The sequence below is a fragment of the Pseudomonas sp. Sample_14 genome, assembly GCF_004307515.1.
GTDB lineage: Bacteria > Pseudomonadota > Gammaproteobacteria > Pseudomonadales > Pseudomonadaceae > Aquipseudomonas > Aquipseudomonas atacamensis.
This window is the reverse complement of record NZ_RCOC01000091.1, coordinates 1-14,734: the sequence shown is the minus strand read 5'-3', so window position 1 is coordinate 14,734 and position 14,734 is coordinate 1. Positions and strand designations below refer to the sequence as shown.

Genomic DNA, 14,734 nt, shown 5'->3' with positions numbered 1-14,734 from the left:
TGCCATATGACCCGAAACTTGCGCTTGCCCGGTGAGGCTCAAGACGGTATCTACAAATCGGTTTTCAGCTTGAGATCTGCAGCAACCAGGTTTTGAACGCTTTCATCGCCACCGTTTCCGCTCGCGACTGCAACCGTGTCAGCCAGTAACTGCCGGTGGTGATCTCGATCGCAAACGGCTGGCAGATCGCATCTGCCGCCAGTTGCCGGGCGAACATCAGCGGCGGCGCCAACGCCACGCCGCCGCCCTGCAATGCGGCCTCCATCATTGCCAGCGACGAATCGAACACGATGCTTTGCGGTGGCGCGGCCTGCGTCGCCAGTCCCGCTGCGTGAAACCACTCAGGCCATTCATCGGTGCGATAGGAACGCAGCAAGGTCTGCTGCAACAGGTCCGCCGGCGAGTGCAGTTGCCGGGCAATCTCCGGCACGCACAATACCGACAACGGCGCATCGAGCAAGCGTGTCGCCTCGATGCCATGCCAGGCGCCAGCACCGAAACGAATGGCGTAATCCAGTCCTTCCGCCGCCACATCCACCCGGTTGTTATTGGTCGACAGACGTAAATCTATAAGCGGATGTTTCCCCCGAAAGTCCGCCAGCCTCGGCAACAGCCAACCCACAGCAAAAGTGCCCACCGCGCCGACCGTCAACATGTCGCGATACTGCCCACCGGCCAGACGCTCGAGCATCTGCGCAATATGATCGAATGATGTGCTGAGTACCGGCAGCAAGGTTTCGCCTTCACTGGTCAGCATCAGCCCACGGGGCAGGCGTTTGAACAGGGTCAGGTTGAGTTGCGCTTCCAGGCTTTTGACCTGATGGCTGACCGCTGCCTGTGTTACGCACAGTTCGACGGCGGCGCGGGTGAAGCTCAGATGACGTGCCGAGGCTTCAAACGCGCGCAGAGCGTTGAGCGGCAGTTGCGGTCGAATCATGCGTTGTCCCAAATTTTTCTAAGGTTTCGTGCGAGTTTTCATCGTTTGTCGAAGGTCGGCAAAGTGCCTAAATTAACCGCGCTGATCAGCCGCCCGATGAAAAAATCACCCGCAGTGTAGCGGGATACACCAATCGACACTCATGGAGAGTGATTCAATCATGTGTTCCTTAAAACCGAGCAAGGTTTTTTCCTACAGCGCTTTCGCACTGTTCGTCGGCAGCGTTGCCTGTCATGCCGCAACGCCGACGGATGCGCAATTGCAGGCACTGGTCAGCCAAGCCGTCACCCCGGTCATGCAGCAAAACAACATCCCGGGGCTGACCGTAGCGATCACCCTGAATGGCCAGGCGCATTACTTTAACTATGGGGTCGCCGCTAAAGACACCGCACAAAAGGTCAGCGAAAACACCCTCTTCGAAGTCGGCTCGGTGAGTAAAACCTTCACCGCCACCCTCGCCGGTTACGCCCAGGTCACAGGCAAACTCGACCTGTCGAGCAAGGCCAGCCAACTCTGGCCGGAGCTCAAGGGCAGCGCCTTCGACAACATCAGCGTGCTGCAACTGGGCACCTACAGTGCTGGCGGACTGCCGCTGCAATTTCCCGCTGAGGCGGATTCTTCCGACAGGATGCTCGGCTATTACCAACAATGGAAACCGCAGTTTCCCGCCGGCAGCCATCGCCTGTATTCCAACCCGAGCCTAGGCCTGTTCGGCTACCTGACGGCGAAAAGCCTCGGCCAGCCGTTCGACCAGGCAATGACGCAAACCCTGCTGCCGAAACTCGGCCTTCAGCACACCTTCCTCAGCGTACCGTCAGCGCAGTCGAAGCTTTATGCCCAAGGCTACGACAGCGCCGACCAACCGGTACGCGTCAGCCCCGGCGCCCTCGACGCCGAAGCCTACGGCATCAAAACCAGCGCCGCCGACCTGCTGCGTTACGTCCAGGCACAGCTGAAACCGGCCAGCCTTGCGCCTGATCTGCACCAAGCCATCGCCAACACCCACATCGGTTATTACCGCGTCGGCGACATGACCCAAGGCCTGGGCTGGGAACGCTACGCCTACCCGATCAGCCTGGAAAAACTGCAAAACGGCAACTCGACCCCCATGGCCATGGAACCGCACAAAGTCGAGTGGCTGACCCCACCGCAAGCTGAACCGGCCAACGTGCTGTTCAACAAAACCGGTTCTACGCGGGGCTTTGGTGCGTATGTGGCGTTCGTGCCGTCGCGGGACATGGGCATCGTGATTCTGGCCAACAAGAACTACCCGAATGCCGAACGGGTGAAGGTTGCGCATGAGATTTTCAGTCAGTTGACCGAATAAAGATCAAAAGATCGCAGCCTGCGGCAGCTCCATTGACCGAGTGAAAACCCGATCCTGTAGGAGCCGCCGCAGGCTGCGATCTTTTTCGTTTCAGCGCTTAAAGCTGCGCCTGCAAGCGCCAGCCAATGACATCCATCAAGTCACAGCTATCGCGCAACGGAATCGCCAGCACCCGGGCGAAATCCTGCAACAGCAATGCATCGTGTCCCTTGCCCTCGTCCAGCGAAAGGCTCTCCATCAGCTGCGTCACACAGCGCAAGCGGTAAGCCGCGGTGCCGTGCAACACGTCGATGGGGCTTCGCTGTCGATCAGCACACAGGGAATTTTGCAGTCGATCCCGGTGATCGGTATGTAGCGCGCCATGGTAGAACCTCCCTGTTCAATGTTGAGTCGCCGTTGCGGGTGAATCGAGATTGTCCAGCGCGCGGTTGACCAGCAGTTCTCCGACTACCGCCAATTGCTGGATCGACAACGTCAGGCTGCGCTGCGCACCGCTCAACTCGCAGGCCAGATCGGTGGTCAGTACGTTCAGTGAGGCAAGGGTTTCGCAGGCATGGCTCAGCAGTGTCGCCGTGTCGATGTCGGGGAGAATGGTGAAGACGTGGCTGATGGGATCGGGTTGGCCGGGGTGGCGCAGACGCGGATTATTGGAGTCGAAGGAGCTTGAATCCATGGGGGATTCGGGGGGATTTGGAGTGTGTTTTTTCATTAATAAATCCTCGGGACATTTAAAGAAAAAACTGCCGAACTCACTTCCACGAGAGGGTGGCAGCTTTGCGCAGGTGTGGAAGTCCGGGGAAGCCCGAGGAACCCGGTGCACTCGAGAGTGCTCCTGCGCATAGCTGCCATAAGCAAACAATGTTGGCATAAAAACCACCAACATGTGTCTACAGGCGCAATGCGCGCTCGGGAATCACCGGACTTCCACATCCGACCACTGTGTTTTTCAGCGGCCAAAAGAGGTTATCCCTCTGCGTCACAACGCACCAGTTCACCACGACCGCCGCGTCTTGCAGGAAAAATCCACTCGATTTGAAGGGTGTTGGCGTCAGACGTTTCGGCAGGCATATGCTGCAATGAATTTCGATCAGCAGATGACTTGTGGGAGCGAGCCTGCTCGCGAATGCGCTCGATCAGTCACCTTTCAGCGCCTGAAAAACCGCTATCGCGAGCAGGCTCGCTCCCACATTTGAACTGTGTACTTCACAAAAAAATGTGGGAGCTGGTTTGCCAGCCCCCACAGGGATTTTGCTTCATTCAGTCAACGCGCAATCAATCATCCGGCATCTGCGGCGGTTTGCTCGGTTTCGCCGGTTTGCTGCCCTTCGCGCCTTTGGCCGGTTCCGGCTCGGTGGCGGCAGGCGTTTGTGCGGCGGCGGCCGCAGCGGCGGCTTCTTTTTCGGCCATGGGCATGGCGTCGATGGTTTCGAAGATTTTCGCCAGGCTCAATGCCTTGGCTTCATCACCCGAGGCGGAGAGCTTGGTTTCGCCGTCCTTGCCCACCAGGAACACTTTTGGATAAGCGCCGGCACCGAGCTTCAGCGAACGCAGCAGGGCCATGGTGTCCTGCTGGCCCATGTCCTTGCCGTCGAGCTGTCCGGACATGCTGAGGATGGTGTAGACCTTGATGTTGCGGTCGGTGACGCCCTTTTTGTTGGCCGGATCTTCCAGCGACTTCTTCAGGCTCAGCCACACCGGGTCGACAGTGCTTTGCGCAATCACGATCAGCGGGCGGGCGCGGCCCACGTCCCCGGCCAGGGGTGAATCGCTGTCGGCGGCGAACAGGGGGCCGGCGACTGCCAGCAAGAGGGTCAGGGTCAGGGACCTGATGAGCATGCGCATCTCCTTTTGATATCCACGCACTACTGATTGCGCATCGTGGCGATTGTTCCGGCGGCGTCTGGCAAAAAGGCATTGCCCTGTCAGAAGCTTAGGTCAGGGAGAACTTTGCGCAAACGCTACGTCGATTTGATTATCAGCCATGAGCGCACTAGGGTGGCCGTTCTGCCAACGAAATGGAGTTCACGCGCATGCACATCGATTATCTGTGCGATCACCCCGAATTTATCGAAGAACTGGCCGCTCTCAACTTCAAGGAATGGGGTGAGTTTCGCCCAGGACAAACTGTCGAGGATCGCATCGAGCACATGCGCGAATCCTGTGGCAAAGGTGCAGTACCCTGCGTGGTAGTGGCGCTTGAGGGTTCGCGACTGCTCGGCGGCGCGCTGCTGATCGAGCACGATTTGAAACTGCGCCGCAATCTGACCCCGTGGTTGGCAGGTGTTTACGTGAAGGCCGAAGAACGTGGTCGAGGTATAGCCTCGCAATTGGTCAATCGAGTAGTCGAGGAAGCGGCGGCGCTCGGTGTGCCTGAGCTCTATCTCTACACCGACACTTCGCAGTCGCTGTATGCGCGATTGGGCTGGCAAGTCGTCGAGGAGCTGGTTTACGAAGAGCTGCCGGTGGTGGTGATGAAGTACGTCATTCGCGCCTGACTCAGAATGCCAACTTATAACCAATCAACACCAGCATCGTCGCCAGGCACGGGCGCAGGACTTCGTCGGAGATGCGTCCGGTCAGGTGGCTGCCGAGCCAGATGCCGGGCAGCGAGCCCATCAGCAGGAAGCCCAGCACGCCCCAATCCATGTTGCCCATGCTTGCGTGGCCGAGGCCGGCGACGAGGGTCAGGGGTACGGCGTGGGCGATTTCGGTGCCGACCAGGCGGCGGGTTGGCAGTAGCGGGTAGAGGATGAACAAGGCAACGGTGCCGAGTGCGCCGGCGCCGATCGAGGTCAGGGCGACCATGGTGCCGAGGATCAGACCGGTGATCACCGTCATGATATTCAGGCGCGAACCGCTCGGGTTGTAGTTGCCACCCGCGCGTTTGTGGGCGAATTCGAGCAAGCGTTTCTTGAAGAAGATTGCCAAGGCGGTGGCGAAGAGGACGAAGCCGAGCGCCTGCTTGATAATGGCGTTCATCGCGTCCGGCGCGGTGTGCAGGGTGCTGAGGAACCACAGGGTCATGGCCACGGCTGGCACGCTGCCGAGGGTCAGCCAGCCGGTGATCGCCCAGTCGATGTTCTTGTTCTTCTTGTGAACGAGGACGCCGCTGGATTTGGTGATCGCAGCGTAAAGCAGGTCCGTACCCACCGCCGTCGCCGGGTTGATGCCGAACCACAGCAGAATCGGCGTCATCAACGAACCACCGCCGACACCGGTCATGCCGACGATAAACCCCACCACCAGCCCGGCAATCACCAGGCCGAAATTTGCCAATTCCATTCAAACGTCCAGAAAACGACAGGAAAATCTGGCCCGCAGCATAGCGATTTTTCTTATAACCACATATATCGATGCGGTCTATCGTTATGCCATATCGAATTCACCGCAGATCCCTGTGGGAGCGAGCCTGCTCGCGAAGGGGGTGTCAGCCGACCGATGAGTTGAATGACACAACGCATTCGCGAGCAGGCTCGCTCCCACAGTGGATCTTTGCGCCACAGCAAACCTGCAAGGCTCACTGCACCGGCAGGAAATTCAAGAACAGCAGACTCTGCGCGTAATTCAGGCCGATCCTGCGATAGCGCTCATCGAGCATCTGCGTGAGCAGATCCAGGCGCGCGACGATTTTGCTGAATTCGGTGGCGAAGCTGAGATTGCTGCCCTCCTCCGAGATTTCGTTGGAGAACAGCAACGGCTGACCTTCCTTGTTTTGTCGTTGCGACAAAATCCACATGGCTTTTTCGATGTTGCGCGCGGCGTTGTGCACGAACGTCGGGTTGATCGCGTCGGTCATGTAGAACTCGGTGCGATTGCCGTGGGCGGTAACCAGCATGCTGCCGATCGCATAGATGAAGGCGCCGACGCGGTCGCCGAGGAATTCCGGACTCATCGCATAGCTCAGCGCCGCCAGGTCCTTGCGCCCGCCCAGCACGGGCAACGGCTGCTGTTGCTCGACAGCGAGACGCACCTGTTTCACGGCGGCGTTGACGGTGAGGAAACCGGATTTGCGCAGTTCTTCCGGGTTGCGCAGGTAAAGTTTGCCCATCAATCGATAGAGGCTGTCGAGGTTATCGCGCATTGCCAGGGTGGCCATGCGGTCGACGCTGGTCTGGAGAAATTCCTGCGGCTGCCCTTCACGTATCTGATTGAAGAATCCGTTGCCGTTCTGGTGGCTGCAGCCGCTGAGCAACAGCGACAACAGGCAGGCCAGCAGCAGGCACGGGCGGCGGTGAGCGACGGTGATCAGGGCAAAAACACTCGGCATGAAGTCTCGGACAGGCACATTCCTGTGCGGCGGGAGTCACCGCATCCTGGCCATGCATAGAGCCGCCGATTGCGAAAAAGTGCAGTGCCCGGGCGGTGAGCCGACCTTCGGCGCTTTTCGCCATGTCAATTAGTCGGACTTTATATTTGCCAACAGCGGTAAATCCGCTATAAATCTTCTGCGAAATATTCAATAGCCTGACTAATTGCGTTTTCTCAAAACAACAACAAAAAGGAAGGTCAACCATGCTTCAATCCCGTCACCTGCTCTCCGGCCTCGGACTGTCCCTGATGATCGCTACCCTTTCCGCCAACGCGGCGGGCCTGACCGCTGAACACAAAGCCTTCGGCAAAACCAATGACGGCACGCCTGTCGAACAGTACATCCTGCGCAACAGCCACGGCATGCAAGCCACCGTGATTACCTACGGCGCGACCCTGCAAGCGCTGAAAGTCGCTGACAAACACGGCAAGTTCGACGACGTCGTCTTGGGTTTTGACGATGTGCAGGGCTATCAGAAAGGCACCGCGTACTTCGGCGCGACCATCGGCCGCTTCGGCAACCGCCTGGCCGAAGGTGCTTTCGAACTCGATGGCAAGCGTTATCAAGTGCCGCAGAACGACAAATCCAACGCCCTGCACGGCGGCCCCGAAGGTTTCGACAAGAAAGTCTGGAAGGCCAGGGAAACCAAGGACAAGGATTCGGTGGGCGTAACCCTGACCTACCTGTCGGCCGACGGCGAGATGGGTTTCCCGGGCAATCTGACCACCGAAGTCACCTATCGCCTGACCGACAACAACGAGCTGCGCATCGACTACAAGGCCAGCACCGACAAGCCGACCGTGCTCAACCTGACCAACCACAGCTACTTCAACCTGGCCGGCGCCGGCAATGGCGACATTCTCAAGCAAGTCGCCATGATCAACTCCAGCCGTTACACGCCGGTCACCGCGAAACTGATCCCGACCGGGGAGCTGGCGCCTGTGGCCGGTACGCCGATGGACTTCAGCAAACCGACGGCGATCGGCACGCACATCAAGGCTGATCATCCGCAGCTGAAATTCGCCGAGCCGAAACAGGGCGGCTTCGATTTCAACTGGGCACTGGACACCAAGGGCGATGTCAGCAAGCTCGCCACCGAAGTCAGCGACCCGCAATCCGGGCGTGTGCTGCAACTGTTCACCAGCGAGCCGGGCGTGCAGTTCTACACCAGCAACTTCCTCGACGGCACGGTCAAGGGCAAGGGCGGCAAGGTCTATCCACACTGGGGCGCATTCACCCTCGAGACCCAGCACTACCCGGATTCGCCGAACCAGCCGGATTTCCCAAGCACGCGGCTTGATCCGGGGCAGACCTATGCCCACAGCGTGATACTGAAGTTCTCCGCCAAGTAACCTGCCATGCTCCCCTGTGGCGAGGGGATTCATCCCCGTTGGGATGCGAAGCAGCCCCGATCCTGCAACACGCGTTGTATCAGACAGCGTTCTATTGCAGGTTTTTGGGGCTGCTTCGCAGCCCAGCGGGGATAAATCCCCTCGCCACAAATCCCCGCCACAAGATCTCCTGACCACAATTGATCCGGTTTCATCCTTGACTCCCCCTTCCTTCCGGGAACCCTTGCTCTATCCTGCTGCCCACTAAAGATATCGACTCTTTAAGGCAGGAGGTTTGAATGCATACCCTTGAGTTGGCCGGCGTGCAGGTTCCCGTGATTGGCCAGGGCACCTGGCGCATGGGCGAGGATCGTTCGGCGCACAGCCGTGAAGTGGCGGCGCTGCGCAGCGGCATCGAGCTCGGCATGAGCCTGATCGATACCGCTGAGATGTACGCCGAGGGCGGCGCCGAAACGGTGGTCGGCGAAGCCATTGCCGGTCTGCGCGATCAAGTCTTTCTGGTCAGCAAGGTCTACCCGCACAACGCCAGCCGCCAGGGCATCCCGCAAGCCTGCGAGCGCAGTTTGCGTCGGCTCGGCACCGACTACATCGATCTGTATCTGCTGCACTGGCGCGGTCAGTATCCGCTGGAGGAAACCGTCGAAGCCTTCGAACGCCTGCGCGAGGACGGCAAGATCGGCCGTTGGGGCGTGTCGAATTTCGATGTCGACGACCTCGAAGAACTGTCCAGCTCGGCCTGCGCCACCAATCAGGTGCTGTACAACCTCGAAGAGCGCGGCATCGAATTTGATCTGCTGCCGTGGTGCCAACACCAGCGCCTGCCGTTGATGGCGTACTGTCCGATCGGCCAGGGCGGCGCGATGCTCGCCGAGCCGGTTCTGCAAGACATTGCCAGGCGCTACAACGCCACCCCGGCGCAGATTTCACTGGCGTGGCTCCTGCGTCAGGACGGCGTGATTGCGATTCCCAAGGCTGTGCGCCCCGAGCATGTACAACTCAATGCCGAGGCGGCCCGGTTGCACCTGGACGCCGGGGATCTGGCGGCGCTGGACAAGGTGTTCCCGGCGCCTCAACGCAAGCAGCGGCTGGCGATGGTCTGAGCTGCCGACCGCGAGGGCTTCGCCATGAGAAGCACAGATCTGCACGACCCGTACAACCTGCAACGTTTTGTCCAGGCACAGGATCCGGTGTTCGAACGGGTCCAGCGTGAACTCGAGACAGGCCGCAAGCGCAGCCACTGGATGTGGTTCGTCTTTCCGCAGTTCGCCGGATTGGGCGGCAGCGAAATGGCCCGCCGCTTCGCCATCGGTTCAGCCGAGGAAGCCCAGGCCTATCTGGCCCACGAGCTGCTCGGGGCGCGGCTGCGCACCTGCACGCAACTGGTGCTGAATGTGCCGCAGCGCTCGATTGCAGAAATTTTCGGCCATCCCGATGACCTGAAATTTCATTCTTCGATGACCCTGTTTGCCCAGTTCAGCGCCGAGGACAGTCTGTTCCATCAGGCGCTGGAGCGTTACTTCCACGGCATTCTCGATGAATGGACGCTGCAACTGCTCGACTCAAAACAGGCCCAGTTGCCCACCGATCAGGGTTGAGAAGTCGTCGTCGACAAACGGCAGAATCGCATCCGCCACCGGTTGCAGCTGTCGCGTGATGTAGTGGTCGTAGTCGATGGCGGCGCGGCGTACCTCCAGCGGCTCCGGGCCGGCCAAGGTGATGACGTAACTGATCCAGCCGCCGTTCTGATACTGCCGGGGCCGACCCTGCTCGGCGTTGTAGTCATCGGCGAGCCGCGCGGCGCGGACGTGGGGCGGCACGTTGCGTTCGTAATCGTCGAGAGTGCGGCGCAGACGTTTGCGGTAGATCAGCCGATCGTCGAACTCGCCGGCGAGGGTCTTGCGCACGTAATCGCGGACGTAATCCTGGTACGGCTTGCGCTGGAAGATCCGCTCATACAGTTCTTGCTGAAACTGCCGCGCCAGCAGCGACCAGTCGGTGCGCACGGTTTCCAGGCCTTTGTAGACCATTTCCTCGCTGCCATCGGCGCGGGTGACGAGGCCGGCGTAGCGCTTCTTGCTGCCCTCCTCCGCGCCGCGAATCGTCGGCATCAGGAAGCGCTTGTAGTGAATTTCGAACTGTAATTCCAGCGCGCTTTCCAGCCCGTATTCCTCGCACACATGGGCGCGCCACCAATCGTTGACGTGCTTGACCAGCGCATGGCCGATCTGCGCTGCTTCATCCTGACCGTGCAGACTGCGCAGCCAGACGAAGGTTGAATCGGTGTCGCCGTAAATGACGGCGTGGCCCTGTTCTTCGATCAACTGGCGAGTGCGGAGCATGATTTCGTGGCCGCGCAAGGTGATCGACGAGGCCAGCCGGGTATCGAAAAAACGGCAACCGCTGGAGCCGATCACGCCGTAGAAGGCGTTCATGATGATCTTTAATGCCTGGGACAGCGGCGCATTGTGCTCGCGTTTGGCGGTTTCGCGCCCTTCGGCCACTCGCGCCACGATGGACGGCAGGCAATGGCGGGTGCGCGAGAAGCGTGCGCCACGAAAACCCGCTACCGAGTCAGCGTCGTCCGGGTGTTGCAGGCCCTCGATCAAGCCCACCGGGTCGATCAGAAAGGTGCGAATGATCGACGGGTAGAGGCTTTTGTAATCGAGCACCAACACTGATTCGTAAAGCCCCGGCCGCGAATCCATGACAAAACCGCCGGGGCTGGCCTGCGGTGGATTGGTGCCCAGATTGGGCGCAACGAAGCCCTGGCGATGCATCAACGGCATGTACAAATGGGTGAACGCAGCGACCGAACCGCCGCTGCGGTCGGCGGGCAAACCGGTAACGCTGGCGCGTTCGAGCAAAAACGTCAGCAGTTCGGTCTTGGCGAAGATCCGCGTGACCAGCTCGCAGTCCTTGAGGTTGTATTTGGCCAGCGCCGGTTTGTCCTCGGCGAACATGCGGTTGATCTCGTCCATGCGCTGGTACGGATTGTTGATCGCCTTGCCTTCGCCGAGCAGGGTCTGTGCGACGTTTTCCAGGCTGAACGAGGGAAAACTCCAGGTCGCCGAACGCAACGACTCGATGCCATCGATGATCAGCCGCCCCGCTGCCGAGGCGAAGTAGTGATTGCGGCTGCCGTGCTCGCGCCACTGCATTTCTTCGCCGCCACGACCGATCTTCAGCGGCACGCCAAGACGCCGCGCGTGTTCATGGAGGATGCGCAAATCGAACTGCACGACGTTCCAGCCAATGATCGCGTCGGGGTCGTGGCGGGCGAACCAGTCGTTGAGCTTCTTCAGAATGAGCGTGCGCGAATCGCAGTACTCGAGGTCGAAATCGACAATGCTCGCGTCGCCGTTCGGCGCGCCGAGCATGTACACCTGGCGCTCGCCACAGCCTTCCAGCGCGATGGAATACAGCTCGCCGTTTTCGGTGGTTTCGATGTCGAGTGAGACCAAGCGCAGTTTCGGCCGGTAATCGGGGTCGGGTTTCAGCTGGGCGTTGATCAGTACTCCGTCAGCATCCGGGGTGCCGCCAAACAGCACCGGCGCGGTGATGAAGCGCTCCATCAGATAGCGTTCCGGGGGACGCACGTCGGCTTCAAAGACGTCGACGCCGGCGCGGTTGAGCGCGGTTTCGAGGCGCATCAACTGGCCGTGCTGCTGGCAATACAGACCGAGCACCGGACGATGCTGAAAATCGAGCAAGGCCAACGGTCGCAGTTCCACGTTCTTTTCATCGTGCAGCAGACGCTCGGCCGCTTCTCGCTGTGCGGCGGGAATAAATGCGACCGACGGCTGATGCGCCAGACGCACGCGGCGCGGCCCGGCGTCCGTTGCCAGCCAGAACTCGACTTCGGTGCCGGCCGGCGTATCGCGCCAATGCCGGGTCAGGACGAAGCCCTGCTGTAAATCCACCACTGCGACCTCAACGTTTCAATCAGAACGCCATTCTACGCAGGATCTGTGGCGAGGGGATTTATCCCCGCTGGCCGCGAAGCGGCCCCGCTTTTAATGAAAGGGCCTGCTGCGCAGGCCAGCGGGGATAAATCCCCTCGCCACAGATAAATCCCATCGCCACAGATAAATCCTCTGCCACAGATAATCCCCCCTTGTTACAGATAAATCCCCTCGCCACAGATGCTTCATTTACCGATACAAAGATGTTTTTTCTGGCAAATGGCGTTTTTTGCACGCTAACTGCCGCTTTGCCACCTTGCTCTGCGCGGCTGCGTCTACGATGCTTGATGAACAACGACAACACCTGAGTAACCGCCATGAAGACCGTCGCCCAACTGCTCAAGCTCAAAGATCAGAAAAATCAGGAAGTGCACCAGATCAAACCCGATCACATGGTGCTCGAAGCGCTGATGAAGATGGCCGAGAAAAACGTCGGCGCCTTGCTGGTGGTCGAAGACGACAAAGTGGTCGGCATCATCAGCGAGCGTGACTATGCACGCAAACTGGTGCTGCACGGGCGCTCTTCGGTCGGTACGCCAGTGCGCGACATCATGGTCAAGGACGTGATCACCGTCGACACCCGGCAAACCGTCGACACCTGCCTGGGCATCATGTCGGACAAACGCCTGCGCCACTTGCCGGTGGTCGAGGACGGCCAGTTGATCGGCCTGTTGTCGATCGGCGACCTGGTGAAGGAAGCGATTGCCGAACAGGCCGAGCTGATCAAACAGCTGGAGCAGTACATTCGCGGCGAATGAGCCCACCGCCGTGACCCCTTGTGAGAGCGAGCCTTCTCGCACATGCGCCAGGTCAGTGATGATCGTTCCCACGCTCTGCGTGGGAATGCAGCCCGGGACGCTCCGCGTCCCTCTAAAGCCGAACGCGGAGCGTCCGTTGAGGCATTCCCACGCAGAGCGTGGGAACGATCTCGTCCGTCAGGCCGGCCAATGCCGCTCAAACACCGGTGCCAGCACCGGGTGTCGGTCGATCCTTTGCAGCCAGGCATAAAAGCCCGGGCGGGTCTGGCGCAGGTGTTCGCGGCTGCCGGCCCAGCGGCTTACCACGGCCGCCAGCACATCCAGCGCGCCGGGCGTTTCGTCATCCAGATACAGCTCCCCGGAAAACTGATCGGCAAACACCTCCCAACTGAAGTGCAAGCGCTGGCGGGTGCCGGCGATCAGATTTTGCCGTGCGCTCTCGTCGGGCGTGCTCAGCCAGCGCTCGGGGTAATCGATGATGCCGACCGCTGCGTAGCAATTGCTGACGATGTAGGCGAGGCCGCGAATCGCCTGATCACGATCGGCTGCCTTGCTCGGCAGCAGGCCGGACTTGGGAAACGTCAGGCCCAAGTGAATAAGGATCGCTGCACTTTCGGTCATGGCGCTGCCGTCCGGCAGTTGCAGGGTCGGTATCTGTTTCAACGGATTGAGTTTGCCCAGCGCCTCGTCGGCCTCGGCGCTGGCTTCGGTATCAATGAAGCGATAGGCGATCTGGCACAACTCCAGTGCCGCCTCGATGGCAGCCGCGCCGGAATTCTTGTGCCCGTAGAGCTGGTACATGTCCGTTCCCCCGATAAGGCCTTTGCACAGGGTAGATGGCTGGCTGGCCTGACGTAGAAAATTCTGCAAATGTGTCGTGATTGGCACGTTTTTCCCATGCACTGCCGACTTGCGAAATCAACCTTCGCCAATCAGCGCTGGCGGTGCCCATCCCGCACCAAGAGCATTCATCGAACGCTATCCGCGTTCTTGTAAGGTGCGACAGCGAACCAAAAGTTCGCCTGTCCGAGCTGGCAATAAGGAGTTCACCTGTGAATCTTCAAATGCTCCGCCGTACGACATACCCCACTCACTCGCAAATCCAGCCCCAAGTTCAGCCGAGCCTACTCAGCCTGGCGCGTTTCTCCTTTATTACCTGAAACCCAATGCACACTTTGCGTGCCTGGCGATCGAGCAATCGCCGGGCGCCGAGTGTTATTTATTTTTTAAATACGGCAATTAATAAAAGGCACAACAACAAGATTGTCGAACAATGACTTTCCGTCATTGAAGTTGCACCAAAAGCGCACGCCCGAATGTGATGCAGTTAACCAACACTCCAGAATCAAAATAAGGAACTTGTCCCGTGAGCCGCTGAATGACTGACCTGCACCAAATCGATTCGCTACGCACCGATAGGTGCTAAGCCTGATCACCGAGCAGCCGCTCTATCCCGTCGATTGGCGTGATACAGCGTTCCCGCTGACTCGCTCTGGAAAAAGCCCTTCTGCGAGGACTTGAGGACCACTTCACGCCGAATAAACAGTGGGCGAAACTGAAACTTATATAAATGCGACATCAGTAACACCGAAGATTTGCGTTCAACCCGTTTCAGCAACATCTGGCACACCTGTTGCAAACTGTAACAAACCTGAGACAGCTCACATCTCCACACAACAACAAGCCACGGAATGGATAATGAACAATCGATATAGATGCTACTAAGCCACTAAGTTTGTTCGAGGCCGTTTAAACAGATAGTCCAACTATCGGCCCGCGTACACCTTGAAGAAAGTTACACCTACTCACTCGAACATCAGCCATATGTTCGGACGGCACCTTATTGCCCTTCATCTGACCCGAGGGAGCTTTAATGAACGATGCGGTAAAGCACAAAACCCTGCCGGGGCCGTTGCAGCAAGCGCCGGTCTCGCCGGCAACGGGCAGGCCGGCGTTTACAGCCAATACGTCACGACCCGGCGGGTTGAACAAACCACAGATGCTCTTGCTGATCGCCGTGTCGGCGCTGATACACGGCGGCGCGTGGTGGTTCTTCCATCAGGCGCGTCCGGAGCCACTGCCGACGCCG

Annotated in this window: 14 protein-coding genes and 2 pseudogenes; 7 read left to right on the top strand and 9 right to left on the bottom strand. The window is 59.3% G+C overall.

All coding sequences use genetic code 11. From position 1 onward, the window contains the following. Window positions 1-64: 64 nt before the first annotated feature. Window positions 65-937 carry a LysR family transcriptional regulator gene (locus tag D8U61_RS21605; protein ID WP_122611228.1) on the bottom strand — a complete coding sequence of 291 codons (873 nt, stop codon included), beginning with the start codon at window positions 935-937 and terminating at the stop codon, window positions 65-67. Window positions 938-1,097: 160 nt separating this feature from the next. Between D8U61_RS21605 and ampC the strand changes: the two genes are divergently transcribed. Further along, window positions 1,098-2,264 carry a class C beta-lactamase gene (gene ampC, locus D8U61_RS21600; RefSeq protein WP_130927651.1) on the top strand — a complete coding sequence of 389 codons (1,167 nt, stop codon included), beginning with the start codon at window positions 1,098-1,100 and terminating at the stop codon, window positions 2,262-2,264. A gap of 97 nt (window positions 2,265-2,361) precedes the next feature. On the opposite strand, the pseudogene D8U61_RS21595 reads toward ampC, so the two are convergent. The 3 genes and pseudogenes from D8U61_RS21595 to D8U61_RS21585 all read right to left on the bottom strand — a co-directional run bounded on the left by D8U61_RS21595 (window position 2,362) and on the right by D8U61_RS21585 (window position 4,100). After that, window positions 2,362-2,627, bottom strand: a pseudogene (locus tag D8U61_RS21595) (hypothetical protein). Between the two features lie 16 nt (window positions 2,628-2,643). Next, window positions 2,644-2,973 (bottom strand): DUF6124 family protein, encoded by a 330-nt coding sequence (locus tag D8U61_RS21590; RefSeq protein ID WP_039763404.1) that lies wholly within the window; start codon window positions 2,971-2,973, stop codon window positions 2,644-2,646. A 563-nt stretch (window positions 2,974-3,536) separates the two neighbouring features. Then, window positions 3,537-4,100 carry a DUF4174 domain-containing protein gene (locus D8U61_RS21585; RefSeq protein WP_130927650.1) on the bottom strand — a complete coding sequence of 188 codons (564 nt, stop codon included), beginning with the start codon at window positions 4,098-4,100 and terminating at the stop codon, window positions 3,537-3,539. A gap of 194 nt (window positions 4,101-4,294) precedes the next feature. Here D8U61_RS21585 and D8U61_RS21580 point away from each other — a divergent pair, with 194 nt between their 5' ends. Beyond that, window positions 4,295-4,759, top strand: coding sequence for a GNAT family N-acetyltransferase (locus tag D8U61_RS21580; RefSeq protein ID WP_125927591.1), 465 nt, complete (start codon window positions 4,295-4,297; stop codon window positions 4,757-4,759). A gap of 1 nt (window position 4,760) precedes the next feature. On the opposite strand, the gene D8U61_RS21575 is transcribed toward D8U61_RS21580, so the two are convergent. Then, entirely contained in the window at window positions 4,761-5,546 is a 786-nt protein-coding gene (locus tag D8U61_RS21575; RefSeq protein ID WP_125927590.1) for a sulfite exporter TauE/SafE family protein, read from the bottom strand. A gap of 235 nt (window positions 5,547-5,781) precedes the next feature. Next, complete coding sequence (locus D8U61_RS21570; RefSeq protein ID WP_056788708.1) at window positions 5,782-6,531, bottom strand: hypothetical protein; 750 nt, start codon at window positions 6,529-6,531, stop codon at window positions 5,782-5,784. 245 nt (window positions 6,532-6,776) lie between these two features. Here D8U61_RS21570 and D8U61_RS21565 point away from each other — a divergent pair, with 245 nt between their 5' ends. The 3 genes from D8U61_RS21565 to D8U61_RS21555 all read left to right on the top strand — a co-directional run bounded on the left by D8U61_RS21565 (window position 6,777) and on the right by D8U61_RS21555 (window position 9,520). After that, window positions 6,777-7,925, top strand: a complete 1,149-nt coding sequence (locus D8U61_RS21565; protein ID WP_130927649.1) for an aldose epimerase family protein — start codon at window positions 6,777-6,779, stop codon at window positions 7,923-7,925. A 278-nt stretch (window positions 7,926-8,203) separates the two neighbouring features. Further along, window positions 8,204-9,025, top strand: a complete 822-nt coding sequence (locus D8U61_RS21560; RefSeq protein ID WP_130927648.1) for an aldo/keto reductase — start codon at window positions 8,204-8,206, stop codon at window positions 9,023-9,025. A gap of 24 nt (window positions 9,026-9,049) precedes the next feature. Then, the gene (locus D8U61_RS21555; RefSeq protein ID WP_122698472.1) at window positions 9,050-9,520 is read left to right on the top strand and encodes a DUF1810 domain-containing protein; all 471 of its coding nucleotides are present in this window, start codon (window positions 9,050-9,052) and stop codon (window positions 9,518-9,520) included. On the opposite strand, the gene D8U61_RS21550 is transcribed toward D8U61_RS21555, so the two are convergent. Beyond that, window positions 9,485-11,845, bottom strand: coding sequence for a DNA polymerase II (locus D8U61_RS21550; RefSeq protein WP_177433359.1), 2,361 nt, complete (start codon window positions 11,843-11,845; stop codon window positions 9,485-9,487). The two genes, D8U61_RS21555 and D8U61_RS21550, sit on opposite strands and share 36 nt — an antisense overlap. Window positions 11,846-11,906: 61 nt before the next feature. Beyond that, window positions 11,907-12,182 carry a hypothetical protein gene (locus tag D8U61_RS21545; protein ID WP_130927646.1) on the bottom strand — a complete coding sequence of 92 codons (276 nt, stop codon included), beginning with the start codon at window positions 12,180-12,182 and terminating at the stop codon, window positions 11,907-11,909. Between the two features lie 22 nt (window positions 12,183-12,204). Between D8U61_RS21545 and D8U61_RS21540 the strand changes: the two genes are divergently transcribed. After that, window positions 12,205-12,645 (top strand): CBS domain-containing protein, encoded by a 441-nt coding sequence (locus D8U61_RS21540; RefSeq protein WP_016775372.1) that lies wholly within the window; start codon window positions 12,205-12,207, stop codon window positions 12,643-12,645. A gap of 177 nt (window positions 12,646-12,822) precedes the next feature. On the opposite strand, the gene D8U61_RS21535 is transcribed toward D8U61_RS21540, so the two are convergent. Then, a complete protein-coding gene (locus D8U61_RS21535) occupies window positions 12,823-13,446 on the bottom strand; it encodes a glutathione S-transferase N-terminal domain-containing protein (RefSeq protein WP_073471360.1) in 624 nt (207 codons plus the stop codon). A 1,072-nt stretch (window positions 13,447-14,518) separates the two neighbouring features. Here D8U61_RS21535 and D8U61_RS21530 point away from each other — a divergent pair. Continuing rightward, window positions 14,519-14,734: pseudogene (locus D8U61_RS21530) on the top strand (energy transducer TonB); the annotation flags it as partial.

Excerpts from the sequence above, each read along its gene's own strand:
- D8U61_RS21605 (WP_122611228.1), bottom strand. The coding sequence starts at position 937 with ATGATTCGACCGCAACTGCCGCTCAACGCTCTGCGCGCGTTTGAAGCC.
- ampC (WP_130927651.1), top strand. The coding sequence starts at position 1,098 with ATGTGTTCCTTAAAACCGAGCAAGGTTTTTTCCTACAGCGCTTTCGCA.
- D8U61_RS21590 (WP_039763404.1), bottom strand. The coding sequence starts at position 2,973 with ATGAAAAAACACACTCCAAATCCCCCCGAATCCCCCATGGATTCAAGC.
- D8U61_RS21585 (WP_130927650.1), bottom strand. The coding sequence starts at position 4,100 with ATGCTCATCAGGTCCCTGACCCTGACCCTCTTGCTGGCAGTCGCCGGC.
- D8U61_RS21580 (WP_125927591.1), top strand. The coding sequence starts at position 4,295 with ATGCACATCGATTATCTGTGCGATCACCCCGAATTTATCGAAGAACTG.
- D8U61_RS21575 (WP_125927590.1), bottom strand. The coding sequence starts at position 5,546 with ATGGAATTGGCAAATTTCGGCCTGGTGATTGCCGGGCTGGTGGTGGGG.
- D8U61_RS21570 (WP_056788708.1), bottom strand. The coding sequence starts at position 6,531 with ATGCCGAGTGTTTTTGCCCTGATCACCGTCGCTCACCGCCGCCCGTGC.
- D8U61_RS21565 (WP_130927649.1), top strand. The coding sequence starts at position 6,777 with ATGCTTCAATCCCGTCACCTGCTCTCCGGCCTCGGACTGTCCCTGATG.
- D8U61_RS21560 (WP_130927648.1), top strand. The coding sequence starts at position 8,204 with ATGCATACCCTTGAGTTGGCCGGCGTGCAGGTTCCCGTGATTGGCCAG.
- D8U61_RS21555 (WP_122698472.1), top strand. The coding sequence starts at position 9,050 with ATGAGAAGCACAGATCTGCACGACCCGTACAACCTGCAACGTTTTGTC.
- D8U61_RS21540 (WP_016775372.1), top strand. The coding sequence starts at position 12,205 with ATGAAGACCGTCGCCCAACTGCTCAAGCTCAAAGATCAGAAAAATCAG.
- D8U61_RS21535 (WP_073471360.1), bottom strand. The coding sequence starts at position 13,446 with ATGTACCAGCTCTACGGGCACAAGAATTCCGGCGCGGCTGCCATCGAG.